The organism is Aeromicrobium wangtongii (assembly GCF_024584515.1).
Classification (GTDB): Bacteria; Actinomycetota; Actinomycetes; order Propionibacteriales; family Nocardioidaceae; genus Aeromicrobium; species Aeromicrobium wangtongii.
The window spans coordinates 1,559,980-1,585,408 of record NZ_CP102173.1; the positions used below are offsets into that span (position 1 = coordinate 1,559,980).

At 69.0% G+C, this 25,429-nt stretch carries 21 protein-coding genes; 15 read left to right on the top strand and 6 right to left on the bottom strand.

The annotated features are described in order from the left end of the window. The first annotated feature begins 167 nt into the window (after positions 1–167). Together NQV15_RS07775 and NQV15_RS07780 are read left to right on the top strand one after the other, a co-directional pair. Positions 168–866 carry a PEP-utilizing enzyme gene (locus NQV15_RS07775; protein ID WP_232399251.1) on the top strand — a complete coding sequence of 233 codons (699 nt, stop codon included), beginning with the start codon at positions 168–170 and terminating at the stop codon, positions 864–866. 13 nt (positions 867–879) lie between these two features. Continuing rightward, positions 880–2,430, top strand: coding sequence for a hypothetical protein (locus tag NQV15_RS07780; RefSeq protein WP_232399252.1), 1,551 nt, complete (start codon positions 880–882; stop codon positions 2,428–2,430). A gap of 54 nt (positions 2,431–2,484) precedes the next feature. Here NQV15_RS07780 and NQV15_RS07785 read toward each other — a convergent pair whose 3' ends face one another. Both NQV15_RS07785 and NQV15_RS07790 read right to left on the bottom strand, forming a co-directional pair. Further along, complete coding sequence (locus NQV15_RS07785) at positions 2,485–3,069, bottom strand: TetR/AcrR family transcriptional regulator (protein ID WP_232399253.1); 585 nt, start codon at positions 3,067–3,069, stop codon at positions 2,485–2,487. 3 nt (positions 3,070–3,072) lie between these two features. Continuing rightward, positions 3,073–4,284, bottom strand: a complete 1,212-nt coding sequence (locus NQV15_RS07790) for an acyl-CoA dehydrogenase family protein (protein WP_232399254.1) — start codon at positions 4,282–4,284, stop codon at positions 3,073–3,075. A 69-nt stretch (positions 4,285–4,353) separates the two neighbouring features. On the opposite strand from NQV15_RS07790, the gene NQV15_RS07795 reads away from it, so the two are divergent. After that, a complete protein-coding gene (locus tag NQV15_RS07795; RefSeq protein ID WP_232399255.1) occupies positions 4,354–5,091 on the top strand; it encodes an SDR family NAD(P)-dependent oxidoreductase in 738 nt (245 codons plus the stop codon). A 36-nt stretch (positions 5,092–5,127) separates the two neighbouring features. On the opposite strand, the gene NQV15_RS07800 is transcribed toward NQV15_RS07795, so the two are convergent. After that, the gene (locus NQV15_RS07800) at positions 5,128–5,868 is read right to left on the bottom strand and encodes an alpha/beta fold hydrolase (RefSeq protein WP_232399256.1); all 741 of its coding nucleotides are present in this window, start codon (positions 5,866–5,868) and stop codon (positions 5,128–5,130) included. Beyond that, the gene (locus tag NQV15_RS07805; RefSeq protein WP_232399257.1) at positions 5,865–6,866 is read right to left on the bottom strand and encodes an alpha/beta fold hydrolase; all 1,002 of its coding nucleotides are present in this window, start codon (positions 6,864–6,866) and stop codon (positions 5,865–5,867) included. The genes NQV15_RS07800 and NQV15_RS07805 overlap by 4 nt, the downstream gene beginning before the upstream one ends. A 479-nt stretch (positions 6,867–7,345) precedes the next feature. On the opposite strand from NQV15_RS07805, the gene NQV15_RS07810 reads away from it, so the two are divergent. The 8 genes from NQV15_RS07810 to NQV15_RS07845 all read left to right on the top strand — a co-directional run bounded on the left by NQV15_RS07810 (position 7,346) and on the right by NQV15_RS07845 (position 19,227). Then, on the top strand, positions 7,346–8,113 hold the full coding sequence (locus tag NQV15_RS07810) for a VOC family protein (RefSeq protein ID WP_232399258.1): 768 nt from the start codon (positions 7,346–7,348) through the stop codon (positions 8,111–8,113). A 124-nt stretch (positions 8,114–8,237) separates the two neighbouring features. Beyond that, positions 8,238–10,841, top strand: a complete 2,604-nt coding sequence (locus NQV15_RS07815; RefSeq protein ID WP_232399259.1) for an SCO7613 C-terminal domain-containing membrane protein — start codon at positions 8,238–8,240, stop codon at positions 10,839–10,841. Between the two features lie 10 nt (positions 10,842–10,851). Further along, positions 10,852–11,550: an RDD family protein gene (locus NQV15_RS07820; protein WP_232399260.1), complete on the top strand. Its 699-nt coding sequence runs from the start codon at positions 10,852–10,854 to the stop codon at positions 11,548–11,550. A gap of 172 nt (positions 11,551–11,722) precedes the next feature. Beyond that, positions 11,723–14,500 (top strand): aconitate hydratase, encoded by a 2,778-nt coding sequence (locus NQV15_RS07825; protein ID WP_304523571.1) that lies wholly within the window; start codon positions 11,723–11,725, stop codon positions 14,498–14,500. A gap of 236 nt (positions 14,501–14,736) precedes the next feature. After that, entirely contained in the window at positions 14,737–15,810 is a 1,074-nt protein-coding gene (locus NQV15_RS07830; protein ID WP_257125108.1) for a sugar ABC transporter substrate-binding protein, read from the top strand. Between the two features lie 120 nt (positions 15,811–15,930). Then, entirely contained in the window at positions 15,931–16,710 is a 780-nt protein-coding gene (locus tag NQV15_RS07835) for an ATP-binding cassette domain-containing protein (RefSeq protein ID WP_232399263.1), read from the top strand. Positions 16,711–16,726: 16 nt separating this feature from the next. Beyond that, on the top strand, positions 16,727–18,001 hold the full coding sequence (locus NQV15_RS07840) for a sugar ABC transporter permease (protein ID WP_232399264.1): 1,275 nt from the start codon (positions 16,727–16,729) through the stop codon (positions 17,999–18,001). A gap of 2 nt (positions 18,002–18,003) precedes the next feature. Beyond that, positions 18,004–19,227 carry an ROK family transcriptional regulator gene (locus tag NQV15_RS07845; RefSeq protein ID WP_232399265.1) on the top strand — a complete coding sequence of 408 codons (1,224 nt, stop codon included), beginning with the start codon at positions 18,004–18,006 and terminating at the stop codon, positions 19,225–19,227. 19 nt (positions 19,228–19,246) lie between these two features. Here the strand turns inward: NQV15_RS07845 and NQV15_RS07850 are convergent, their stop codons facing one another. Further along, positions 19,247–20,725 (bottom strand): glutamine synthetase beta-grasp domain-containing protein, encoded by a 1,479-nt coding sequence (locus NQV15_RS07850; protein ID WP_232399266.1) that lies wholly within the window; start codon positions 20,723–20,725, stop codon positions 19,247–19,249. Positions 20,726–20,886: 161 nt separating this feature from the next. On the opposite strand from NQV15_RS07850, the gene NQV15_RS07855 reads away from it, so the two are divergent. The 4 genes from NQV15_RS07855 to NQV15_RS07870 all read left to right on the top strand — a co-directional run bounded on the left by NQV15_RS07855 (position 20,887) and on the right by NQV15_RS07870 (position 24,622). Next, entirely contained in the window at positions 20,887–22,113 is a 1,227-nt protein-coding gene (locus tag NQV15_RS07855; RefSeq protein WP_232399267.1) for an alpha/beta hydrolase, read from the top strand. A 202-nt stretch (positions 22,114–22,315) separates the two neighbouring features. Further along, complete coding sequence (locus NQV15_RS07860) at positions 22,316–22,663, top strand: YciI family protein (RefSeq protein WP_232399805.1); 348 nt, start codon at positions 22,316–22,318, stop codon at positions 22,661–22,663. Positions 22,664–22,703: 40 nt separating this feature from the next. Then, the gene (locus tag NQV15_RS07865; protein ID WP_232399268.1) at positions 22,704–23,990 is read left to right on the top strand and encodes an RNA polymerase sigma factor; all 1,287 of its coding nucleotides are present in this window, start codon (positions 22,704–22,706) and stop codon (positions 23,988–23,990) included. A 14-nt stretch (positions 23,991–24,004) separates the two neighbouring features. After that, positions 24,005–24,622, top strand: a complete 618-nt coding sequence (locus tag NQV15_RS07870; protein WP_232399269.1) for a M23 family metallopeptidase — start codon at positions 24,005–24,007, stop codon at positions 24,620–24,622. Between the two features lie 2 nt (positions 24,623–24,624). On the opposite strand, the gene NQV15_RS07875 is transcribed toward NQV15_RS07870, so the two are convergent. After that, positions 24,625–25,401, bottom strand: a complete 777-nt coding sequence (locus NQV15_RS07875) for an alpha/beta fold hydrolase (RefSeq protein ID WP_232399270.1) — start codon at positions 25,399–25,401, stop codon at positions 24,625–24,627. Positions 25,402–25,429 lie beyond the last annotated feature (28 nt).

Below are 25,429 nucleotides of genomic sequence, written 5' to 3' on the forward strand. Positions count from 1 at the left end.
ACCGCACGGTTTCGGATCCGAGCGTTTTTCACGCCTGATCGGGGCGCGAAGTCCCGCGCATCGGGTCCAGCCCGGGGCTGTTGGACTCGGCGATGATCGCGAGTGTGGCCGCCAATTGATCTGATGTCTGCGGCCACTGATCTGGTCGATCGTTTCTGGGAGGCTCAATGTCACAGCCACAAGTACTCGACGACAAATGGGGCAAGAAGGCCATGACCCCGACGGTGGAGCACTTCCACCGCGCCGTCCGGGAAGTCGTCGCCGAGCGGTTCGCCGCCTCGGGCAGGGCCTGGGAGGACTTCGTCCACGACCTGGCCTGCGAGATCACCGCCGAGGACCTCCAGGCTGTCGAGAAGAGCCTGCTGGACACCGGTTACACCTTCGAGACCTCCGCGCACGTGTCCCTTGCGGAGAGCCCGGAGAAGTACAAGCCGTTGGCGGTCGTGTCGGACTCGGGCAACCAGGTGACCGATGATGAGGGGCGAAAGGTCGTCGGTACCGGCGACAACGTGTTCTCCGCCCCCGATCTGACCGGCACGGCGCGGTTCGTCGGCACGGTCGACGTGGTCATGGAGATGCTGCTCGGCGGGGTGCCGCCAGACACCATCGCGATCATCGATGACTCGGGCGGAACGCTGACCGCGCCGATCCTGGAAGGGTTCGCGGGCGTCATCTGCATGGGCGGCACGGTCCGCTCCCACCTGGGCATCCTGACGCGGGAGTACAACATCCCGTGCCTGATGGCCGCTGAACTGGACGGCCTCGCCGACGGGGACAAGATCCACGTCCAGTACTCGAAGCCGGCCACTGATGCCTACGCCGAGCGCGACGAGAGCGCCCGTGTCCGAATCTCGAAGATCTCCTGAGGGGGAGCAGCACATGCCCACGAACCTGACGTACACACAGCTGCTTGAGGACAACGCCTGGCTGCGCAAGTCCGGCGACAGCTTCTACTTCCAGTGCACGACGCGCACGGTGCAGGAGTCGAAGCTGTTCCCCGTCAACCCGTACATCGCGTTGTCCTACTACAACGCGTGGTACCGGTGGCCCGAGCTGGTCCGCAAGATCTCGGCCTCCATGAGCCCTGAGGAGGTCGGGGACCGGGCCCGGGAGGTCTCGTCCTACGTCAACGCCATCTCGTTGAGCACGATCCCGAACTTCTTCCTCGGTGGCCGACAGTTCCTGATCGACATGGGGATGATCAATCCGACCGACTCGCTGGACGACATCCACGAGGTTCTCGACTTCAGCCGCCGGGCGAACCTGGCGTATCACCGCCAGACGGGGCACGTCCTGAACAGCGACAACAGCAATCGCGCGCAGATCCTGCCCGAGCGTGCGCTCCAGGTGTTCGAGGCGGATGCGATCGGGTGCGTGCCGGGAGATCGGCTGCACTCCGCTGTCGCCGGTTTCCTGGCCACCGCGTCGCAGTACGCATTCTTGAAGAACTGCGAGTGCCGGCTCGGCATCCACAACAGCGGGCCCTATCAGGTCGGTGCCAACGAGATGCTGGTACGGGACTTCGTCGACCTCGCCGAGGGGGACTACCCGTGGCTGGACGGGGTGGCCTCGGAGATCGAGCACAACAACCTGACGATGCCGGTGATCATGAAGGACACCCACTTCAACATCGTCGACGACTGGGGCAGCTTCGAGGCGACACCGTCCTATGACCACGACAACGTCGTCGCGGTCGGCCTCTACACCTCGGACTATCTCAGTGATGGCTACATCCCGGTCCACATGGAGAATGCGGGAGATCTGGCGGACTACCTGGACCTGCTGCGCGAGAAGATGGCGGACGCGACCTCGCAGCTGTGGAAGCGCATGGCCGGCTGGTCGCGGGACCAGATGATCGATGCAGGCTCGCTGGTCTACTACGGCGTGTTCAAGGACTTCGCGCACTTCGCCGGCACCTACGAGCAGGACGACTGGTGCATGCTGGACGAGCGGGCCAACCGCATGAAGCCGCTGATGAACGACGAGTACGGGCGTGACGCGATCGCGGAGGTCGTCGGCTTCATCTCGCTGACCTCCCAGCAGGAGAGCCCGTACGTGATGAGCCGCTACGCCGCGCAACCGGCGGACATGTGGTCGGCGATCCCGTACGCGGTGCTCCACGACGCACCCTCCACAGCGACGGCTGGTCCGATTCGTCCGGGTGTCACCTCCCTCGAACCCAAGACGGCGCTCTACACCACGACACGCGGCAAGCTGACCCAGGACGAGTGCAATGCGGCCGCGAAGGGCTTCGTCCCGAAGGTCTTCGAGGACGGCGGTCGATACCTCGACGACCAGTGGGTCAAGAACAATGCGGCGAGTGACCGTGCACGGAGGCTCTACGAGGCGACGCAGGAGCACTCGCGCCACCTGCAGGGCAGGGGATCGCTGCTGCAGCGCGAGGACATCGAGAAGATCCGCAACGGCTGAGCCGCAGGGGGCCCCGTCCGTCACGCAGCCTCGTCGTGACGGACGGGGTCGCGGCTAGGCAATCATCTTGACGGCGAGCTCCGCGTACACCGATGCCAGCTCGTCCACCGACAAGGGCCCGTCCGGTTGGTACCACGTCGTGACGGCCGTGGTCATCTGCAGGATCGCGAAGACCGTCACCCGCAGGTCCGGCACCGTGTGCTGACCGGTCGCCAAGCACGATTCGACGATCGCGGTGAGCTCTCGCTCATAGCGGCTCCGCAGGGCCACGGCCTCCTGGAAGTGATCGGGGCTGAGTCGATTGAGCTGCGCATTGACAATGGCCGCATCCGTCTGGCGGCGGATGTGGAACACGACGTGCGCGCGGACGAATGCGCGCAGGCGTTCGGTGGGATCGTCCGTGCCGAGCTGCCGTTCGGCGTCCTTCCACGACGATGAGATCGCCTCCAGGGCAGACAAGGTGAGATCCCACAGGATCTCCTCCTTCGAGCCGAAGTGGTGGTACATCGTCGCCCCCCGGATGCCCACCACCGCGGCGATGTCACGAACGGACGTGGCGTCGTACCCCTTGGTCGCGAACATCTCGAGGGCCACGCGCCGGATCTCCTGGGAGGTGGGCTCAGCGCGCTCGACCGTCATGGGCTACACCCTAGGGCGGTAGCGTTTGAGCTCTCGTCGGGCCAAGGACATCTTGTGGACCTCGTCCGGCCCGTCGGCGATACGCAGCATGCGAGCCTGCTCGTACATCTCGGCCAGCGGCGTGTCCTGGCTGACGCCGGCGCCTCCGAACGACTGGATGGCGTGGTCGATGACCCACGTCGCCATCTGCGGCGCAGCGACCTTGATCGCCGAGATCTCGATCGCCGCACCCTTGTTGCCGACCGTGTCCATCAGCCAGGCGGTCTTGAGGACGAGCAGACGAACCTGCTCGATGCGGATGCGCGCCTCGGCCACCCAGTCCTGGAACACTCCCTGCTCCGCGATGGGCTTGCCGAAGGGAAACCTGACCATGGAGCGCTCGCACATCAGGTCGAATGCGCGCTCGGCCATCCCGATCAGCCGCATCGCGTGGTGGATGCGCCCCGGTCCGAGCCTGGCCTGCGCCAGTGCGAACCCGCCGTGCAGCTCGCCCAGCAAGTTCTCGCGCGGCACGCGGACGTTGACGTACTCGACCTCGGCGTGGCCGCCGTGGCCACTGTCGGAGTAGCCGAAGACACTCGTGGAACGGACGATGTTGACGCCGGGCGTGTCCATGGGCACGACGACCATGGACTGCTGCTGGTGCGGGGGACCATCGGGCTGCGACTGCCCCATCACGATCGCCACCTTGCAGCGAGGGCTCATGGCGCCGCTCGACCACCACTTACGGCCGTTGATGACCAGATCGTCGCCGTCGACGTCGATCCGGGTGGAGATGTTGCGAGCATCCGAGGAGGCGACGGCGGGCTCGGTCATCCCGTAGACCGAACGGATCTCACCGGCCAGCAGGGGCGGAAGCCAGCGATCGCGGACCGGTTCAGTCGCGAAGTGATGGAGCAGCTCCATGTTGCCGGTGTCAGGTGCAGAGCAGTTCAACGCCTCAGGCATCATCCACGGGCTGTGCCCGGTGATCTCGGCGATGGGGGCGTACTCGAGGTTCGTGAGTCCTTGCTCGCCGGCGGGCAGGAAGAGGTTCCAGAGTCCGGCCGCCTGTGCCCGAACCTTCAGCTCGTCGATGACGGGGGGCGTCTCCCACTGCGGGATCTCGAGCTTCTCTCGCTGATAGCGCGGTTCGGCGGGGATCACCTCGTCGTTCAGGAAGGCCAGCGCCTTGTCCCTCAGCTCTTCGACCTTCGGTGAGTATGCGAACTCCATGTGATCCTCCTGAATGGTGCCCTGCCGAACGCCCGTTAGGCTACCATCGCAGGACGCGGAGGAGGCGGGATGGCGAACGTCAATTTTGACTACAACGGCAGCAGCATCATCATCACCGGCGGCGCCAGGGGCATCGGTCTCGAGCTGGGACGGGCCTTCGTGGGCTGGGGAGGTGATGTGTTCCTGGTCGACCGGGACCGCGAGGAGGTCGAGGCCGCCGCGACCGCCATCGGTGCCGTGCCACTGGTCGCCGACGTGAGCGACTCTGCGGAGGTCGACCGAGTCGTGGCCACGGTGGTCGAGGTGTCGGGACGGGTGGACCTGCTGGTCAACAATGCCGGCATCCTGCGCGACGGCGTCGTCTGGAAGATGACCGATGATGACTGGGAGGCGGTCATGTCGACCCATGCGGGCGGGGCATTCAGGTTCACCCGGGCGGTGGTCCCGCACTTCCGGGCCCAGAGCCGGGGACGCATCGTCAACGTGACCTCGTACAGCGGGATCCGGGGGAACACGGGACAGGCGAACTACGCCACGGCGAAGGCCGGCATCATCGGGCTCACCAAGACGACGGCCAAGGAGCTCGCCCGGTTCGGGATCACGGTCAACGCGATCTCGCCCAACGCGTCGACGCGCATGGTCGAGTCGATCCCGGCCGACAAGCTGGCCGAGCTGGCTGCGTCCGTCCCGATGGGGCGTTTTGCCGAGCCTGCCGAGATGGCGCCCGCGGTGGCGTTCCTTGCCAGCGACGAAGCCGCGTACATCACCGGCGTCGTCCTCCCGGTCGACGGTGGAATCTCGATCTGAGCTCCGGTGCGCCCGGCCAGCGACGTCAGATCAGGCTCAGGCTCGGGCCCAGAAGTCGACCAGTCCCGCCGCGGCCTGGGCGGGGTCCTCGAACATCCACCAGTGCCCCAGGCCGTCGAGTGCGAGGATCTCGGCGTCCATGCGCGCAGCGACGGGCGGGGTCATCTCAGGCGGAACGAACGGGTCAGCGGTCGGGTGAATCAGGAGGGCGGGACGTCGGTCGGCTTGCGCCAGCTGGTCGCCGAGCTGGCGCATCGCTGGCTGTGCGGCCGACCGGTAGACCTTGAGGATCGCGTCCCCCATCGTGTCGTCGAGATGCTCGGCCATGGTCGGGGCCAGCCGGGGCGGAACGCCGAAAGCCGCCCCGAGCTCGTCACCGTCGAGCGCGACGATGCCCTTGACCGACTCCTCGCCGTCGCCCTCGGTCTGCCACACCGCGGCAGCAGGGTGCCACTCGTAGTCGGGGTGCACGAGGCCCGCGCAATCGGCAGCCCACGACCGGAGCAGATCGGGCCGCTCGGCAGCCACGGCGTAGACATGGCCAGCTCCCCAGTCGTGCCCGACCAGGTCCACCGGGTCGCCAAGGTCCTCGAGCTGGCCGATCAGCCAGTCCCGGTGTGCCAGACGGCTGCCGTCGAAGCCGTCGGGAACGGCCCCGCCGAATCCGGGCGGCGACAACAGGACGATGTCCTCGACGCCCCGTTGCTCGAGCTCAGGGACGAGGTCGGACCACACGAATGACGTCTCGGGGTTTCCGTGGACGAACACGGCGGTCATGCTGGCTCGCTCGTGACATCGGCGAGGAATGCGAGCATGGCCTTGCTCGTCTCCTCCGGTGCCTCCTGCTGGGTCCAGTGCCCGATGCCGGGGATGAGGACGTTGGCGCGAAGGTCTGGCACCTCGATGGGCATGTTCTCGTAGAGATCGGCGTTCGCCGCGAGCACGATGTCATCGGCCCCGGCGATGAAGCACGCGGGGACGGTGATCTTGGCGCCCCGGAACGCAGCCATCTCGTGCCATGTGTGATCGGCGGCGCGGTAGTAGTTCAGCGCCGAGCCGAAGCCCGTTCGTTCGTACTCGCCGGCATAGAAGTCGAGGTCCTCGTCGCTCAGCCACGGAATCGGCCGACGGGGCCACGTGAGCGCGTCGGCGAGCTGGTCGCCGCGCACGAGGTCGCCCAGGGTGACTTCCTCGGGTGGCGCGTCGCCGGAGATGCTGAAGAAGAACCCCTGCAGCCAGTGCCGGACGTCGAGCTCGAGATCGGCCTCCGCTCGGCCCACCTCGTTGAAGTACAGCTGGTAGTGGAATCCGGGGCCGGTCTCGCGGTCCATCGAGATGCTGGGAGGGACGGTGTGGTCGTAGGTGAAGGTCGTGCGTGCTCCGTAGTAGGGGACACTCAGGCCGATCACGCCGGTGAAGAGGTCGGGTCGCATGAGCGCCGCGTTCCACGCGACCGGCGCGCCCCAGTCGTGACCGGCGATGACCGCGGTCTCGTGCGGAAGTGCCTCGAGGAGCCCGACCATGTCACCGACGAGCTTCGGCTGGGTGTACTGCTCCGGTGCCATGGGTCGCGACGAGCGCCCCATGCCGCGCATGTCCGGTGCGACGACGTGATAACCGGCGTCGCCGAGGGACTGCAGCTGGTGCCGCCACGAGTACCACGACTCCGGGAAGCCGTGACACAGGATCACGCACGGGCCGTCCTCCGGCCCGGACTCAGCGATGTGCAGTCGGATGCCGTTCGTCTGTACCAAGCGGTGGGAGATGGTGGCCATGCGTTTCTCCTTGAGCGGTGTGCGCCTCTGGGAAGGGCATCCCCTGCGAAGACTCCATTGCAAGGCCGACGCACCGACCAGACATCGGATGTCTTGCGGGTCAGTGTGCAAGTAATCGGACGGGACGTCAACAAGCGCAGGGCGAACTAATTGCGTCGCCGGGCTGGAGGCAGACAGCTCCGACTTGCGGTGATGCCGTTCGGGACGCGCTAGGTGTGATGAGTGAGATCTGGACACCGACCGTGGCCAGCGTCGCCGCCGGCCTCGGGGTGGCCAACCGCCCGGCGAGACTTTCGTCGTTTCCTCGTCCTGACCGCGATCAAGCCGCTCACGCTGGTGTATTTCGTGGCGCTGGCCGGGGCGCTGACCGCATCGCACAGACCGACCTGGTGGTGTTTGCCGGCCGCCCCCGACGTCGTCGAGTCGCCCGAGGTGTTCATGGGTAGGCCACGGCGGCACGTCTCGGCTACGTTATGGCGGTGGCCAGTGGAGTCATCGCTCTGAATCACGTCGGGGTCAGCGTTGCCGATCTTGACCGCGCTCGGTCCTTCTGGGTCGACATCCTCGGGGCCACCGACCACGTGGCCTTCGCGTGGCCCGTGGGAACCGGCCCCGCCGACGAGGTGTTCGCGACGGAAGGCACGTCCGCCGCGATGGCGCTGCTGCGCACCGACACGGCGTTCCTCGAGCTCTTCGCCTTCGGCTCGCCGACACCCGCGATCAGGCCGGCAGCGAGCCCGGGCGTGGCAGCGCTGGCCTGGGCGGTGCCGGATGTCGCGGCGGTCCGCGCGCGGCTGGGACTCGGTGCCGACGAGCAGGTCCGCTGCCCCGACGGCACGCCGGTCGAGCTGCGCGCCGCGGACGGCGGCCCGACGGGCTTGGTCGGCGTGACCGTGCGGGTGCCTGACCCAGCGCGTCACCTCTTGGCGACGGTGCCCGGTCCGGTCCCGGTGACCGTGGTCGGCGGCGCGGACGCACACGCCGCGCGCCCGGTCGATCTGGGCGTCAACCACCTGTGCCTGGATGTCGCCGGGATCGCTGCCGTGCGTGCCGGGCTCGACGGGGTGCTCTGGCACCACGACGTCACCGAATCCAGTGGCGGCAAAGCAGCGGTCTGCTACGGGACGACATACGACGGGGTGCTCGTCGAGATCTCGGAGAGCCGCAGCCCGGACGCCTTCTTGGCCCGCCGTCGCCTCAAGCACCCTGGAGTCCTGGGCCCGGCGGGGTCGCAGCAACAGACCTGAGAGTCCGGTCGACCGTCCCGCGAGTGGTGCAGATCGGGGCGACACGCCGTCTCACTTTCGTCAAATTGCGCCGCTCGCGGGGTGGGCGCTTGTAACTGCCTGTCGCACCCGCCACAGTGTGGCCATGCGTTTCGCGGATCCCCGGTCCTGCCCCGATTGCCGAGGTGTCCTCGACGGCCAGCCCGCGTGCCCGCGCTGCGGCCTCGACCTCACCTCCATGGAGGCCCGTCAGCTCTGGCAGGTGCTCCTGCAGGCTGACGACCTGCTGGCCCGAGCCGGCCAGCACCGCCTGGCACCGGTCGGCCAGCCCCCGGCACCCCAGCCCCAAGCGCCCGCACAGCCGCAAGCGCCCGCACAGCCGCAAGCGCCCGCACAGCCGCAAGCACCCGAGCCGCGGGCGCCCCAGCCCCAGGCGTCCCCGGCGGCTGACCCGTTCGTCGCGGTGCCGCCGACCTGGCAGCCCTATCCGGCGCGAGGATCCGCGCCGCCCGCCGAGGGCCCGCCGGCAGCGGCACCTCCGCGCGACGCCGGACGTGGCTGGTCGGTCGGCACGATCCTGCTGGTCCTGGGTGCCTTCGGGCTGGTCGCGGCCGGGATCATCTTCGTGACCCGATCGTGGGAGGACCTCGGCCTGGCAGCTCGGACGCTGGTGCTGCTCGGCGTCACGGCGGTCATCGGCGCGCTCGGCGTCTGGGTGACCCGCCGGCCACTGCGTGCCTCCGCCGAGGCCGTCTGGTCGGTCTTCCTCGCGCTGCTGACGCTCGACTTCTTCGCCGCCCGGCACGAGGACCTCGCGGGGATCGGCTCGCTGAGCGTCGCGGGCGGCTGGGTGGTGTGGGGCATCGTGGCACTGGCGCTCAGCACGGCGATCGCCGTGTGGGCGCGACCCCACGTGAACACGGTCCTGATCGCGACGGCCGTGGCCTCGAGCGTCGCGATCACCATCGCCGGCATCGGTGCCGGCGGGCTCGGTGACGACTGGGACTTCGCCTGGCGAGCGGTCATCGCGCTGATCGTCACCGGCGTGCTGGCACTGGCCACGCGTCCGGCGAAGCTGCCGCCCACGACGCTGGCTGCCCGAGCCGTCGTCGCCGTCTTCTTCGTGGCGGCCTATGTGGCGGCGTTCGTCGCGGTCATCGACCACCCGTCGCCCGACGAGCTGGCCGGTTCGGGGCACGGTGCTCCGATGCTGCTGATGGGGGCCGCGGCGGTCGTCATCGCATGGCTGGTGCCGGTCGTCCGCATCCCGGCGGTGGCGCTCGCCGTGCTGGCCGCGTGCGCACTGGTCGTCGTGCCGGTCGCGGACGCGGGCACGACGGAGAGCACTTGGCTGGTGCTGGCCGTGCTCGCCGTGGCGCTGTCGGCCGTCGGAACCAGGGGAGTGGACGACTGGATGCGGGGCGTGCGCCTGGGCGCCGTCCCGGCGGTGGCGGGTATCGCGGTCGTCCACATCGCCCTCGTGGCAGAGCTGTTCGCGACGATGGGCAACAGCCTCGGGGCTCCCTGGGAGGTGGCCGGCGACGCGCGCCTCGACCCCGGAGCGGTCGCCGATCGTGCGGCATGGATCGTCCCGGTCGTGCTGGTCGCCCTGGTGGCGACGGCCTGGTTCGTCGCCCGCTGGCCGGAGCTGTCCGCGGCTCGCCAAGCCCTCGCTGCGGCCGTCGTGGCGCTGGCGATCGGCGGCGCGGACGCCGTCGCAGCGCTCAAGTGGCCGGTCTGGGCCGCGGCGCTGTCACTGCTGGTGCTCGCTGCAGGGCTGGTCGTGGCCCGCCTGCGTACGCGCGTGGCGGCGCCGACGGTCCTCGTGGCCTGGCTGGCACTGGTGGCGGCGTCCCTCGCGTCCGCCTCGCAGGGTGTCTCGGCCGCGACCTGGTTGCTGGGCGGGCTCCTGCTCGTCATGGTGGCGCTGCTCAGCACCGGCGACCAGCTGCGCCACGCGCACGCCGTGATCGGCACCGGCCTCGTCCTCGGCGGCACGGCCGCGCTGGTCGACCTGCTCGACGTGGCGGACGGCTCTGTCCCTCTGCTCGTCGCGGCCGTCGCGCTGGCGCTCATGGCGGCGGCGCAGCTGGCGCCCGCCTTCCGTCCGGTGGGCCCGACCGTCGAGATCGCCGCCGCCGTGGGGCTCGGGATCGCTCTGCTGACGCCAGGCACCTCTGGCCAGGTTTCGGTGCGATGGACGATCGCCGGCGTCGGCCTGATCGCCCTGAGCTTCGTCGCTGCGGGCCGTCGCTGGCTGGTGTGGCCGGGGCTGGCCGCGCTGGTCGTGGCGTACCTCGGCTTGATCGTCGACAGCGGATTCTCGTTCGTGGAGGCCTACACGTTGCCGCTCGGCGCGGCAGGCCTGGCTGCCGGGACGTTCGCGGCGGTGAAGAAGCCCGAGATCAGCACCTGGGCAGTGCTGGGGCCGGGCCTGGCGCTCGCGCTCCTGCCGAGCGTGCCGCAGGCGCTGGCCGAGCCCACCGGATTGCGCGCGCTGTTGCTCGGGGCTGCTGCGCTGGTGGTCCTGGCCATCGGCGTCCGCCTGGGCTGGCAGGCTCCGTTCGTCGCCGGTGTCACGATCCTGACGCTGCTCGTGCTGTTCAACATCGGCCCGTACGCCAATGCCGCGCCGCGGGTCGTGCTGATCGCGGTCGTCAGCGCAGTCCTGCTGGCCGTCGGCATCACCTGGGAGGACCGGGTGCGTGACGGCCGCAGGATCGTGGCCTACGTTCGATCCATGCGCTGAGGAGGGCAGCATGACCGATCCGACCACCACCGACCGCTCCGTGCGCGAGCTGCGACGCGAGGCGCTGTGGCAGGACACGCTGCTGTTCAGCGCGGCCTTCTCGCTGGGCGCCGTGCTCTACGTGGCGTTCGAGACCATCAGGCTGGCGATCGACGACGATGCCAGTGGTGACTTCTGGTCGGTCAGCATGTCCGATCACCTCGTCCTGACGGGCCTGGTCGTCGGCGAGCTGTTCGTGCTGGTCAACAACGGCCTGCGCCAGGGGGTGCGCGGGCACAGCATCGGCAAGCACCGTGTCGGTCTGGCAGTGGTGGACGTCGGCACCGGCAGGCCGGCCGGCGCCGCCCGCGGTCTGCTGCGCGGCCTGGTGACCGTCGTGCTGCTCGACCTCGCGCTCGCCGCGATACCCATCGGGCTGCCCACCGTGCTGCGGCGACTCACACCCGAGGCGTGGCACGTCGGGGGAGCGGCCTACGTCGCGTTGCTGGTGCTGCTCGTCCCGCTGCTGCTGTCCAGCGACCGCGGGCTCGCCGACCGCATCGCCGGCACCGAGGTCGTCCGCGGCGTGGGCGCCCAGGCCATCACGACCGAGGAGCGCAGCAAGCTGGTGGGCCTCATCGAGGCGGCGGGCGTCATCGGCCTGCTGACGGTCGCGATCGTGTACATCGCCTTCTTCGCCCAGCTCTTGCACTTCCCTGATCTGTTCTGACCTGATCTGTTCTGGTCCGCGCGGCGTCCGGCGTGTCCTCTCGACATCGTGTATCTTGATATCAAGACATTTTTCCCGGCGACCGTGCCGGCCCTCGGTTAGGTGAGCCTGACCGTGCGCCGTGAGAGTCCGCTGGGCAGGATGGACACTGACCGCGCGAAGGAGAATGACGATGGCCGTCGACAGCTTCAATTCCAAGGATTCACTCACAGTCGGGGACTCTTCCTACGACTTCTACCGGCTGGATGCCGTGACGGGTGACGGGCTGGATGTCTCGTCCCTCCCGTTCAGCCTCAAGGTCCTGCTCGAGTCGCTGCTGCGCACCGAGGACGGCGCCGACATCACGAAGGCCGACATCGAGGCCCTCGCCGGCTGGGACGCGAATGCGGAGCCCAGCAAGGAGATCCAGTTCACGCCCGCCCGCGTGATCATGCAGGACTTCACCGGCGTGCCCTGTGTCGTCGACCTCGCCACGATGCGCGAGGCCATGGCCGACCTGGGTGGCGACGCCACCAAGATCAACCCCCTCGCCCCGGCCGAGATGGTCATCGACCACTCGGTCATCGCTGACGTCTTCGGCACCCCCGAGGCCTTCGAGCGCAACGTCGAGATCGAGTACGAGCGCAACCGTGAGCGCTACCAGTTCCTGCGCTGGGGACAGGGCGCCTTCGACGACTTCAAGGTCGTCCCCCCGGGAACCGGCATCGTGCACCAGGTCAACATCGAGAAGCTCGCGCGCGTCGTGTTCGACAAGAACGGCACGGTCTACCCCGACTCCTGCGTCGGCACCGACTCGCACACCACGATGGTCAACGGCCTGGGCGTCGTCGGCTGGGGCGTCGGTGGCATCGAGGCCGAGGCGGCCATGCTCGGCCAGCCGATCAGCATGCTGATCCCGCGCGTCGTCGGCTTCAAGCTCTCCGGTGAGCTGCCCGAGGGCGCCACCGCGACCGACCTCGTGCTGGTCATCACCGAGAAGCTGCGCCAGCACGGCGTGGTCGGCAAGTTCGTGGAGTTCTACGGCTCCGGCGTCGGCGCCGTCCCGCTGGCCAACCGCGCCACGATCGGCAACATGAGCCCCGAGTACGGCTCGACCATCGCGGTCTTCCCGATCGACGACGAGACCACGAAGTACATGCGCCTCACGGGCCGCGACGAGCAGCAGATCGCCCTGGTCGAGGCCTACGCCAAGGCCCAGGGCCTGTGGCACGACCCGGAGCACGAGGCTCGCTACTCCGAGTACCTCGAGCTCGACCTCGGCGATGTCGTCCCGTCGATCGCCGGCCCGAAGCGTCCCCAGGACCGCGTGTCGCTGACCGAGAGCAAGGGCTCGTTCCGCACCGCTCTGCGCGACTACACCGAGCAGGACCTGAATGGCTACGACGAGGCCGTCGACGAGTCCTTCCCGGCCTCCGACGCGCCCAGCAGCACCGATGACGGCCTGAACGGCGACAAGCCGAACGCGCCTTCCCCGTCCGGTGCCGGACGCCCGAGCAACCCGCAGTCGGTCACGCTGGAGGACGGCACGTCCTTCGAGCTCGACCACGGCGCCGTCACGATCGCCGCGATCACGTCGTGCACCAACACGTCCAACCCGTCGGTCATGATCGGCGCGGGCCTGCTGGCCAAGAAGGCCGTCGAGAAGGGCCTGCAGCGCAAGCCGTGGGTCAAGACGACGCTGGCTCCCGGCTCGAAGGTCGTCACCGACTACTACGAGAAGTCCGGCCTGAACGTCTACCTGGACAAGCTCGGCTTCAACCTGGTCGGCTACGGCTGCACCACCTGCATCGGCAACTCCGGTCCGCTGATCCCCGAGGTCAGCAAGGCCGTCAACGACGGCGACCTCGCGGTCACCGCCGTGCTGTCGGGCAACCGCAACTTCGAGGGTCGCATCAACCCCGACATCAAGATGAACTACCTGGCGTCCCCGCCGCTGGTCATCGCGTACGCGCTGGCCGGCTCGATGGACGTCGACCTGTTCAAGGAGCCGCTGGGCCAGGACCAGGACGGCAACGACGTCTTCATGAAGGACATCTGGCCGTCGCCGCAGGAGGTCGAGGAGGTCATCGCCGCCTCGATCGACTCCGACACGTTCAGCCGTGAGTACGCCGACGTCTTCGCCGGTGACGAGCGCTGGCAGAACCTGCCGACCCCGGCAGGTGACGTGTTCGAGTGGGACCCCGAGTCCACCTACGTCCGCAAGGCGCCCTACTTCGACGGGATGGCCCTCGAGCCGTCGCCGGTCGAGGAGGTCACCGGTGCGCGCGTGCTGCTCAAGCTCGGCGACTCGGTCACGACCGACCACATCAGCCCCGCTGGTGCGATCAAGAAGGACAGCCCGGCCGGCAAGTACCTGTCCGAGCACGGCATCGAGCCGCGTGACTTCAACTCCTACGGCTCGCGCCGTGGCAACCACGAGGTCATGATCCGCGGCACCTTCGCCAACATCCGTCTGCGCAACCAGATGGCTCCCGGCACCGAGGGCGGCTACACCCGCAACCTCATTGCCGGTGGCGAGGTCACCAGCGTGTTCGAGGCGTCCCAGGCCTACCAGGAGGCCGGCGTCCCGCTGGTCGTCCTGTCGGGCAAGGAGTACGGCTCGGGCTCGTCGCGCGACTGGGCTGCCAAGGGCACCGCGCTGCTGGGTGTCAAGGTCGTCATCGCCGAGTCGTACGAGCGCATCCACCGCTCGAACCTGATCGGCATGGGTGTCCTCCCGCTGCAGTACCCCGAGGGCCAGAACGCCGAGTCGTTGGGCCTGACGGGCGAGGAGACGTTCGACTTCACGGGCATCACCGAGCTCAACGAGGGCCGTACCCCCAAGACGGTCCACGTGAAGGCGGGCGACGTCGAGTTCGACGCCGTCGTGCGCATCGACACGCCCGGTGAGGCGAACTACTACCGCAACGGCGGCATCATGCCGTACGTGCTGCGCAGCCTGCTCGACTGATCAAGTCCGCGCACCTCAGGGGCATCGCCGATTCCGGCGGTGCCCCTGCTGCGTTGTGTGCCGATGCGACAAAATGCTGTCGGCAACAACAATTTGTTGCGAAGATGCTGGACGCGCCTCCAAACGCGCTATACGTTGTCCCAAACAACAAACGCGTTACGTGCTCGAAACATGTCGGCCACGACGCACAACTGGAGGAATTGGAGGCGGTCTGTGTGAAGCGGACACGCAATCTCGTGCTTGCCACAGTCATGGGTGCGACTCTCGCACTCAGTGCGTGCGGTGGTAGCGACAGCGAAGGCGGCGACGGCGGCAGCGCCGGCGGCAACAGCAAGGCCGAGGGCAAGATCGGCGTGATCCTGCCTGACACCAAGTCATCCGTGCGGTGGGAGAGCGCTGACAAGCCGGCGCTCGAGAAGGCCTTCAAGGCCGCCGGCGTCGACTACGACGTCCAGAACGCCGAGGGTGACGCCGACAAGATGGCCACCATCGCCGACGGCATGATCACCGGTGGTGTGACCGTGCTGGCGATCGTCAACCTCGACTCCGAGTCCGGTGCCGCCATCGAGTCCAAGGCGGCCAAGCAGGGCGTCAAGACCATCGACTACGACCGCCTCACGCTGGGTGGCTCGGCCGACGTCTACATCTCCTACGACAACAGCAAGGTCGGCGCCCTGCAGGGCGAGGGTCTGGCCAAGTGCCTGGGCGAGAAGGACGCGAACATCGTCTTCCTGAACGGTTCGCCGACCGACAACAACGCGAAGCTGTTCTCCGACGGTGCGCACAGCGTCCTCGACAAGGTCTCGACGTACACCAACGTCGCTGAGCAGTCCGTCCCGGACTGGGACAACGACAAGGCCGTCACGATCTTCGAGCAGCTCTACACCAAGGTCGACGGCAAGGTCGACGGCGTCTACGCGGCCAACGACGGCCTCGCGGGCGGTGTCATCTCGATCCTGAAGAAGAACGGCCAGAACGGCAAGGTCCCCGTGACCGGTCAGGACGCGTCGGTCGAGGGTCTGCAGAACATCCTCGCCGGTGACCAGTGCATGACGATCCAGAAGTCGGCCACCGGTCAGGCCAATGCGCTCGCGGAGACCGCAATCGCGATGGTCAAGGGCGAGGACCCCAAGACCACCAGCACGGTCAAGGACGATGAGGGCGGCCGCGACGTGCCGTCGATCCTGCTCGACCCGGTCTCGATCGACAAGACCAACGTCCAGGCAGTCGTGGACGCCGGAGACCTCAAGGCCTCCGACATCTGCGAGGGCAAGTTCGCCCAGCTCTGCAAGGACAACGGCGTCGGTTGATCCGCGGGGTGCGACCCCTCGGAGCTCTTCCGAGGGGTCGCACCCGGTGCTGTTCCCGGCACCGCTCCAGCGTCACCCCATCGCCACACTTTCTCGGATCCTGCCCTCGGAAGGCTCACCATGAGCGACACCACCCCACTCCTGCAGCTGCGCGGAGTCAACAAGAGCTTCGGCGTGGCCCACGTCCTGCACGACGTCGACCTCGCCATCTATCCCGGCCAGGTCACCGCCCTGGTCGGTGACAACGGCGCCGGCAAGTCCACGCTGGTCAAGACGATCGCGGGCATCCACCCCGCCGACAGCGGCGAGTACCTGTTCGAGGGCAACCCGGTCCACGTGCACGGCCCCAAGGACGCCTCCGCCCTGGGCATCGAGGTCGTGTACCAGGACCTCGCCCTCGCCGAGAACCTCGACATCGTCGAGAACATGTTCCTGGGCCGGGAGAAGACCAAGGGCCTGGTCCTGGACGAGACGACGATGGAGTCCAAGGCCCGCGAGGCACTGACGTCGCTGTCGGTGCGGACCGTGAAGTCGGTCCGCCAGAGCGTCTCCAGCCTCTCCGGTGGCCAGCGCCAGACCGTGGCCATCGCCAAGTCGGTGCTGTGGAACTCCAAGGTCGTCCTGCTGGACGAGCCGACCGCCGCGCTGGGTGTCGCGCAGACGCGCCAGGTCCTCGACCTGGTGCGTCGCCTGGCCGATTCCGGGGTGGGCGTGCTGCTGATCTCGCACAACCTCGTCGACGTGTTCGAGGTCGCTGACCGCATCACGGCGCTGTACCTGGGCCGGGTCGCGGCTGACGTCGCGACCAAGGACGTCACGTCCCGTCAGGTCGTCGAGCTCATCACGACCGGCACCTCATCCGACCTCGACGTGGCCGCGGCTTCGTCCACGACCATCTGACGCGGGGGACACTCACATGACTGACATCATCGACTCGGACGCCAAAGAGGCTGAGCAGGTCGGCTTCGCCGCCGATCTCACGCAGTCCGCAACGCTGGGCGAATCGATCCGGGCGTACATCCAGCGCGTGCGCGGCGGCGACATGGGGCCGCTGCCCTCGATCTTGGGCCTGATCGTCCTGCTGATCGTCTTCGGCTTCGCCAACGACCGGTTCCTGTCGAACCTCAACCTGGCCAACCTGACGACCCAGGCGGGGTCGATCATCATCCTGGCGATGGCGCTCGTCCCGGTGCTGCTGCTCGGTGACATCGACCTGGCAGCGGGCTACACCGGCGGCACGTCCGCCGCCGTCATGGGCCTGCTGATCGTCAAGCAGGACCAGCCGTGGGGAGTGGCGGTCCTCGCCGCCCTGGCGACCGGTGCCGTCATCGGCACGATCATCGGCGTGCTGGTGGCCAAGCTCGGTATTCCCTCGTTCGTGGTGACGCTGGCGTTCTTCCTCGGACTGCAGGGCGTGCTGCTGAAGCTGATCGGTGAGGGCGGCTCGGTCCGCGTCAACCAGGAGGTCATCAGCGGTATCGCCAACAGCAACATGAGCGTGGCCGCAGGCTGGATCTCGGCGGTCGTCATCATCGCGGCGCTGGCGGCCCTGGGGCTGCTGGGTCATCGTCGCAAGGTGTCCCGCGGGCTCCAGCACCAGCCGCTGGCCGTCGTCGTCGCGCAGATCGTCGCGATCGGCGCGTTCATCCTGGTCGTGACATACATCCTGAACCAGAACCGCAGCGTCAACGCGAACTTCCCGATCCAGGGCATCCCGTACGTCATCCCGCTGGTCGTCGTGCTGCTGATCATCTGGTCGTTCGCGCTGGGTCGCACGACCTGGGGACGTCACGTCTACGCCGTCGGCGGCAACGCCGAGGCGGCACGTCGTGCCGGCATCAACGTCGACCGCATCCGCGTCTCGGTGTTCATGCTGTCCTCGACCACGGCCGCCCTGAGCGGCATCGTCGCCGCCTCGTACGTCGGCAAGGTCTCCACCTCGTCCGGCGGCGGCAACACCCTGCTGTACGCGGTGGGCGCGGCCGTCATCGGCGGCACGAGCCTGTTCGGTGGCAAGGGCAAGGCCAGCAACGCCATCGTCGGTGGTCTGGTCATCGCGACGATCGCCAACGGCCTGGGCCTGCTCGCCCAGGCGTCCTGGATCAACTTCGTGGTCACCGGCGGCGTGCTGCTCCTCGCAGCGAGCGTCGACGCGGTGTCGCGCAGGCGGCGTTCCGCGACAGGCCTGTAGACATGGCCTCCGCCGGACGCGCAGGTGTCGGCACCAACCAGGAGGACATTCGCCGGCACAACCTCGGGACGGTGCTCGGTCACGTGCACCGTTCGGAGCGGCTGTCGCGCGCTGAGCTGACCGCACGGATGGGTCTGAACCGCAGCACGATCGCGGGTCTGGTCACCGAGCTGGAGTCGCTGGGGCTGGCCGAGCAGGCCAAGCCCTCGGGGGCCCGGATCGGGGCCGGCCGGCCCTCGGTCGACGTCAAGGCACGCAGCGGGGCATATGTGTTGGCCGTCGACCTGCGGGTCGACGGCCTCACGGTCGCCCGCGTGGGGCTGGGCGGCATCATCCAGTCCCGGGCGACCGGCCCCGTGCCGCAGGGGCACGACCCGCACGCGATCACCGACTCGGTCCTGGACCTGATGCGGCTGGTCGTCAAGGACGTCGAGCCCGGCTCCGCGCTGGTGGGCGTCGGGGTCGGTGTCCCGGGCATCATCCGTGCCGAGGACGGGTTGGTGCGCCTGGCGCCCAACCTGTCGTGGCGTGATGTGCCGTTCGCGCAGATCCTGGGCGAACGCCTCGGGTCGATCGGCATGCCCGTGCTGGGCAATGACGCCGACCTGGGCGCCCTGGCCGAGCACCTGCGCGGTGCCGGGGTCGGCGTCGAGGACCTCGTGTACCTGTCCGGTGAGGTGGGCGTGGGTGCGGGCGTCATCGTCAGCGGCCACAAGCTCGAGGGGGCCGGCGGCTACGCCGGCGAGATCGGCCACATGCCGTTCCTGCCGGACGGCAAGCTGTGCCACTGCGGCGCGCATGGCTGCTGGGAGACCGAGATCGGTGCCGAGGCCATCGCCCTGGCGATCGGCTGCCCGGCAGAGCGCGTCGGCGCGCTGGGGGAGTTCCTCGAGGGAGTTCACGAGGCGTCGCCGGACCTGCGCCAGGTCGGCCGCCACCTCGGCCGCGGCATCGCCGGCATCGTCAACATGCTCAATCCGCGGGTCATCGTGCTCGGCGGATACCTGCGGTCGCTCTCGCCGCTGGTGCAGGAGGACGTCGATCAGGAGATCGCCGTCCATGCGCTGACCGCTTCGCACGAGCTCGTCCGGGTGACGCTGCCGGGACTCGGCGGTGACTCGGTGCTGCACGGTGCGGCCGAGCTGGCCTTCGAGCCGCTGCTGGCCGATCCGGTCGGGCGGCTGGCCACCGCCTGCCGCGACGCCGAGGCCGCGCTCGCCGTCTGACGACGGCGAGCGCGGGCGCTCAGCCCACGTGCCAGTAGCGGCGGACGAGCTCGTCGCGGGTCGCGTCGTCCTTGGCGACCTTCTTCATGAGCTTGGCGTCGTCGTGTGCTCGCAGCCCGTCGATCGTGGCGTCGATCAGCTCCGGTGGGAAGACACCGTCGGCCTCCAGGGCCGCGCGGTCGCGCTGGAGCGCGTCCGCCGAGTCGGCGCACGACTGCGGCAGCTGCTCGAACTTGTCGTGGTCGTCGGTGCTGAGACGGGCGGCTCGCTTGAGGCTCTTGGGATCGTTGAGTCCGCGCCTGGCCGCGACGGCCATGCCGGCCAGGAGCAGGTGAACGTCTGCCGAGCCGTCGCCGAGCCGGAGCTCGACCGTCTGGGGGTGGATGTCCGGTGTGGGGATCGGCTCCGAGCTGCCGGGGTTGGCGTGGGCGACCATCCCGGGCAGCACGCCGCCACCCCATGCCAGGGGCACCCGGACCAGGCCGGTGCGGTCGGTCTCGCCCCAGCTGATGCCTTCGGGTGACTCCCCGCCCTCGCTGAACCGAAGGTAGGACGTCGGCACGGTGTTCGCGAACGCGGTGAGCGCCTTGGCCATCGACAAGTAGCCGGCGATGAGCTGTCGCCCGGTGTCGTTCACGCCGCCGTCGTCCGTGATGGCGTTGGCACCGTCGCGCACGAGCCTGCTGTGCACGTGCAGACCGCTGCCCGCCCCATCCCCGCTGACCGACGGGGCGAAGGTCACCTCCAGCCCGTGCCGGTAGGCGACCTCGCGCACGACCCACTTGGCGATCACGAGGGCGTCCGCCGCCTGTTCGACCGGTACGGGCCAGAACTCGATCTCGTGCTGCACCAGCTGTCGGTCGTCCTCCAGGATGTTGCCGACCTCGCCGTGCGCGTACTTGAGCCTGATCCCCATGGCGGCCAGGTGCCCGAGAGCCTCCTCCCGGATCTGCTCACCCTTGGAGAACGGCGACGATTCCTGGTAGCCGTGCTCCTCCTCGACCGGGAAGATGCGCTCGGGCTGGTCGACGAGGTAGTACTCGAGCTCGCCGAACGCCTCGAGCACCATCCCGGTGTCCTCGGTGAGTGCCTCGGCGGCGCGGCGCACGACCTGCTCGCGGGAGTACGACAGGGGCTGGCCGTCCTCGTCGTAGAACGAGCACAGGACGTCGAGGGAGGGTCGCTCCCCGAACGGGTTGATGAAGGCGGTGCGGTGACGCGGCACGATGTAGACGTCGCTGGACTCGCTGCCGACGCCGGGGAAGATGCTCGAGCCGTCGACCCGCTCGCCCTGCGTCAGCACCTCTGCCAGGTGCTCCCGCGAGTCGACCGGGAAGGCGACCGACTTGAGTCGGCCATCGCCGCCGACGTAGCGCAGATTCACTTGTCGCAGCTCCAGCTCCTCGGCGGCTCGGACCAGGTCGGCGCAGGTGAACTCGGCAGCAGGCTTCTCCAGCAGGCGGACGATCGGATGGGGTTCGAAGGTGTCGGTGCTCATGGTTGGTTGGTACCCGCTGGCCGCCCGGTGACGCTCCAGCGCGTAGTCGCATCTCGCAACCGTGCCCCGTGCTCGGTGCTCGGACGGTAGTGCCTGCTGTACCCGGCATTGGGTAGTTGAAGGGATCGAACGGGCGGATCCACGGCCATAGCGTCGATGTCATGACCACATCAACGAAGTACCGCAGACTGGCCATCGGGCTCACCGCCGCCGCCCTGCTCGCAGGTGGCGTCAGTGCAGCGAACGCCGGCGTGGCCGAGAAGACGCCCCACGAGGGACACTCGGCCACCACCAAGACCTCCGGCTGGGCGGGCATCACCCGCAAGCAGGTCACCATCGACTTCGGCAAGGGCTGGGTCACCAAGGCCGAGCTGACGTACCCGACCAGGTCGAAGGGACGTCTGCCTCTCGTGGTGATGCTGCACGGCAGCGGCCACAACGACATGAACCAGACGTTGCCGGGCGGCAAGGGAACGACCTTCGTGCCGATCGCCCAGGCCGCGTCCCGGGAGGGCTTCGCGACGCTGCGCTTCAACAAGCGCGGCGTCACCGACATCGGCCCGGTGGAGAGCAAGGATCCCCGCCAGCTGAACCCCAAGAACCCGTACGAGCAGATCCAGAAGGACGCCGCCTCGGCGATCCGGTTCGGTGCCGCGTCGCCGAGGGTGGATGCCTCACGGATCTTCCTGCTCGGGCACAGCGAAGGGACGAACGTCGCGGCCAATCTGGCCTCCGATCCGCGCCGCTACCGGATCCCGCAGCCGGCCGGCGTCGTCGAGATGGGGGTGGTCGGGCAGAGCATCAAGGAGCTGCTGACCTTCCAGCTCTACGGTCGTCTCCTGCTGCAGCTGCACGACGAGTTCGACGTCGACGGCGACGGCCGGCTGACCCAGGAGGAGGCAGTCAACGGCTTCATCGGGCAGCCGAAGGACCTCGCGGACCAGCTGCGTCCGGTCCTGCTCGACGGGGACGAGCTCCGGGCCAGCACCGACACCGACAACGACGGCACGATCGCGGTCGACGCGGAGGCCGGCGTGGTGCTGCGCAAGGCCACCGGGATCGACAACTACCCGGACACCCCAGGGCTGGAGGACTTGAAGGAGTACGTGGCCGACATCGCCCGCTTCCCGACGGTCACCGAGGCGCTGCCGAAGTTCTCGGGTCCGACGCTGCTGCTCAACGGCGAGAACGACCTGCAGACCCCGGCTCGTGTCGCGCTCACCGCTGACGCGGCGATCGCTGCGGCCGGCAACAAGGATCACAAGGTCGTCATCTACCCGGGCATGGCGCACACCATGAACATCACGCCCAAGTTCACGCCCGAGTTCGGCGATCCCGACCCGCAGGTCCTGCGTGACATCCGCAGCTGGTTGAGGTCCCACCGCTGAACCCACCCACCCCGAGGGCGGCCGCCGAGCAGGCGGTCGCCCTCCCGCGCGTCCAGCGCTGGCGGCAGGCAATTCCGGAGCCGCTGGAGAAATCTTGGACCTGGATGTCGAAGGAACCGGTTGCCGTTCGACGTGTGGGCGAGGAGCATTTCAGCAACCACAAGGAGTGATCACCATGCCGCGTTTCATGGGTTTCGTGAGGATGGAAGAAGGCGTCGGCACACCGCCGCAGGAGCTGTTCGAGGCGATGGACGCCTACATCGGGGAGCAGTCCGCCAAGGGTGTGTTCATCGACGGCGGCGGCCTCTACGGCACCGAGGACGCGGTGAACTTCGTCGCCCGCAAGGGCGAGGTCAGCCGGGTCGACGGGCCGTACGCCGAGACCAAGGAGGTCGTCGGCGGCTGGGCCATCCTGCAGTACGACACTCTCGAGGAGGCGGTTGCCGACCAGCAGGAGTTCGCCGAGCTGCACGCGAAGTACTGGCCCGAGGTCACCGTGATCTCCACGCTGCGGCAGATCTCGATGGGCCCGGACGCTCCGGGCGACTGAGCGGTAGCCCGTGGCGACGGGAACTCATTACGCTGGTGCGGTGCCGGCCGACACCAGTGCGGAAGACCCGAACCGGGCGATTCTCGCCGCGTGGCGGGCCGAGTCGGCTCGCCTCGTGGGCGCCCTGACCCGGATGACCCGGGAGGTCGAGCTCGCCGAGGACCTGGCACAGGACGCGCTCGTCGCGGCGCTCGAGCAGTGGCCGACGACCGGTGTCCCTGACAATCCGGGTGCTTGGCTGATGACGACGGCGAAGCGGCGCGGCATCGACCACTTCCGGCGCGCGGACGTCCTGCGCCGCAGGATCGACGATCTCGGGCGGGCCGCTGGGGGACAGGAGCAGGCCATGCCCGATCTCGACGACCAGGTCGACCACATCGAGGATGACGTCCTGCGGCTGATCTTCCTGACCTGTCACCCCGCCCTGACGGCGGAGTCGCGGGCGGCGCTGACGCTGCGGCTGGTCGGCGGTCTCACCACCGCGGAGATCGCCCGCGGCTTCCTGACCACCGAGGCCACAATGGGCCAGCGGATCTCCCGCGCCAAGAAGACCCTGTCCGCGGTGCGAGCAGAGTTCGAGCTGCCGACGGGGCAGGAGCGGATCAGCCGGCTGGACGACGTCATGGCCGTGATCTACCTGATCTTCACCGAGGGGCACACCGCCACCTCCGGCCCGGACTGGATGCGTCCCGAGCTGGCGGACGAGGCGATGCGGCTGGCCCGGATGCTGGCAACGCTGGCTCCGGACGAGCCCGAGGTTCTCGGGTTGCTGGCCCTGCTGGAGCTCCAGGGCTCGCGGATGCCGGCGCGGATCGACGAGTCCGGCCTGCCGGTGCTGCTGGAGGCGCAGGACCGGACCCGGTGGGACCAGCTGATGATTCGCCGCGGGATGACCGCGCTGCAGCGGGCGGAGTCGCTCGCGGCGGGCGGCACGCCGGTGGGCCGGTACTTCCTGCAGGCCTCGATCGCCGCGCAGCACGCCCGGGCGGCGCGCCCCGAGGACACCGACTGGCGCCGGATCGCGTGGCTGTACGACGTCCTGGCCCAGGCTGCGCCGGGACCGATCGTCGAGGTCAACCGGGCCGTCGCCCACGGACGCGCATTCGGCCCCGACGCCGGGCTGGCGGTGCTCGACGCCGTGCCCGCCGGCTCCCCTGGCGACACGCCGCTGGTGCCGAGCGTGCGTGGGGACCTGCTCGAGCGGGCCGGGCTGCACCGCGCGGCGAGTGAGGCGTTCACCGCGGCGGCTGCGCGAAGCCGCAACGAGAGCGAACGAGCGCTCCTGCTCGGCCGGGCCCAGGCCTGCTCCATGCGGGTAGAGAAGTAGCGCGATCATCCGCCATGCCCCAGACCGTGAACCTCACGTTCCCGTTCCGCGGCCGCTGGCTGGTGCAGAACAGCCCCGCCAACCGGGTTCCCAGTCACGGCACGGACGCCTTCGCCTCGGCGTACGCGATCGACTTCGTCCCGGTGGACGCGCGCGGTCGCACGGCACGGTTCTCGATCGCCTCGCTCCTGCATCCCGAGCCTCCCGACCTGTTCCCGGGGTTCGGGCGCCCGATAACCGCGCCCGCGATCGGTGTGGTCGCGGCCGTCCACGACGGCGAGGCCGACCACGACGCCTTCCGGGGTTTACCGTCGGTCCGGTACGCGTTGACGCAGCACCGGCGCGCTGCCCGGGGATGGCGCGCTCTGGCTGGCAACCACGTGATCATCGAGATCGGACCCGGGGAGGTCGTGGCGCTGTGCCACCTCCAGCAGGGCAGCGTCACCGTGTCCGTTGGGCAGCCTGTCGCCGAGGGGGACGTGCTGGGCCGGTGCGGCAACTCCGGCAACAGCACCGAGGCGCACGTGCACGTGCAGGTGATGGACGCGGTGGACCCGGAGCGAGCCACTGCCGTCCCTGTCCGGTTCGACGAGTGGCTCCCGCGCAACCGGGAGATCGTGGAGATCGCGTGACGTCAGTGCGCGGCGACGTTCGCCGCCAGCACCGCGGGCCACGCGTCGAGGTCGGACCGGCTGCCCGCCACCTGGAGCGTCGCCGACGGCAGCAGCGCCTGCAGCGCCTCGGCCGTCGAGAGCGGATGTGCCGGATCCTCGGTCCAGGCCAGGATCGCGGCCGGGGTGCCGATCCGGGCGATCGCCTCGGCCGGCGGCAGGTCGCTGGCCGCTGCCCCGCGCAAGAGTGCAGGCAGCAGGCTGACCGGCACGTCCGGCACCGTATCGGGAAGGCCGGCCGTTGCGGGCGGGACCGGCGCCAGGCGTCCGGCCTCCAGGAAGGCGTCCACGCCCTGCTCCTCGACCAGCTGCGCCGCGGCGCGGTAGTCCTGGCTCTTCGCGACCCGGGTGTCCCATGCGGTGGGCGGCACGAGCAGGGTGAGCCCGCTGAACCGCTCGGGTTCGCGCAAGGCGGCGTGCAGCAGGGTCGCGGTGCCCATGGACGGTCCCACGCCGTGCACCTGCTCGCCGGGGAACCAGTGGTCGAGCAGCCGCAGGAGGTCGTCCGCGAGACTGGGCCAACGGTAGTCCGCCGGCTCCGGCCGCCCGGTCGAGCGTCCGTGGCCGCGTGCGTCGTACCGCAGCAGGCGGCTGCCGCTGAGGCCCCGGCCGAGGTCGAGATCCAGCACCCGGTCGCGCGAGCGGCTTGAGGTGAGGCCGTGCAGCTGGACGACCGCGGGTCCGCCCTCGTCGCTCAGCTCGACGTCCAGCTCGGCGCCGGGAACTGCGAACGTGCTCACCGGTACGTCCCCCTGCCACGTGGTTGCT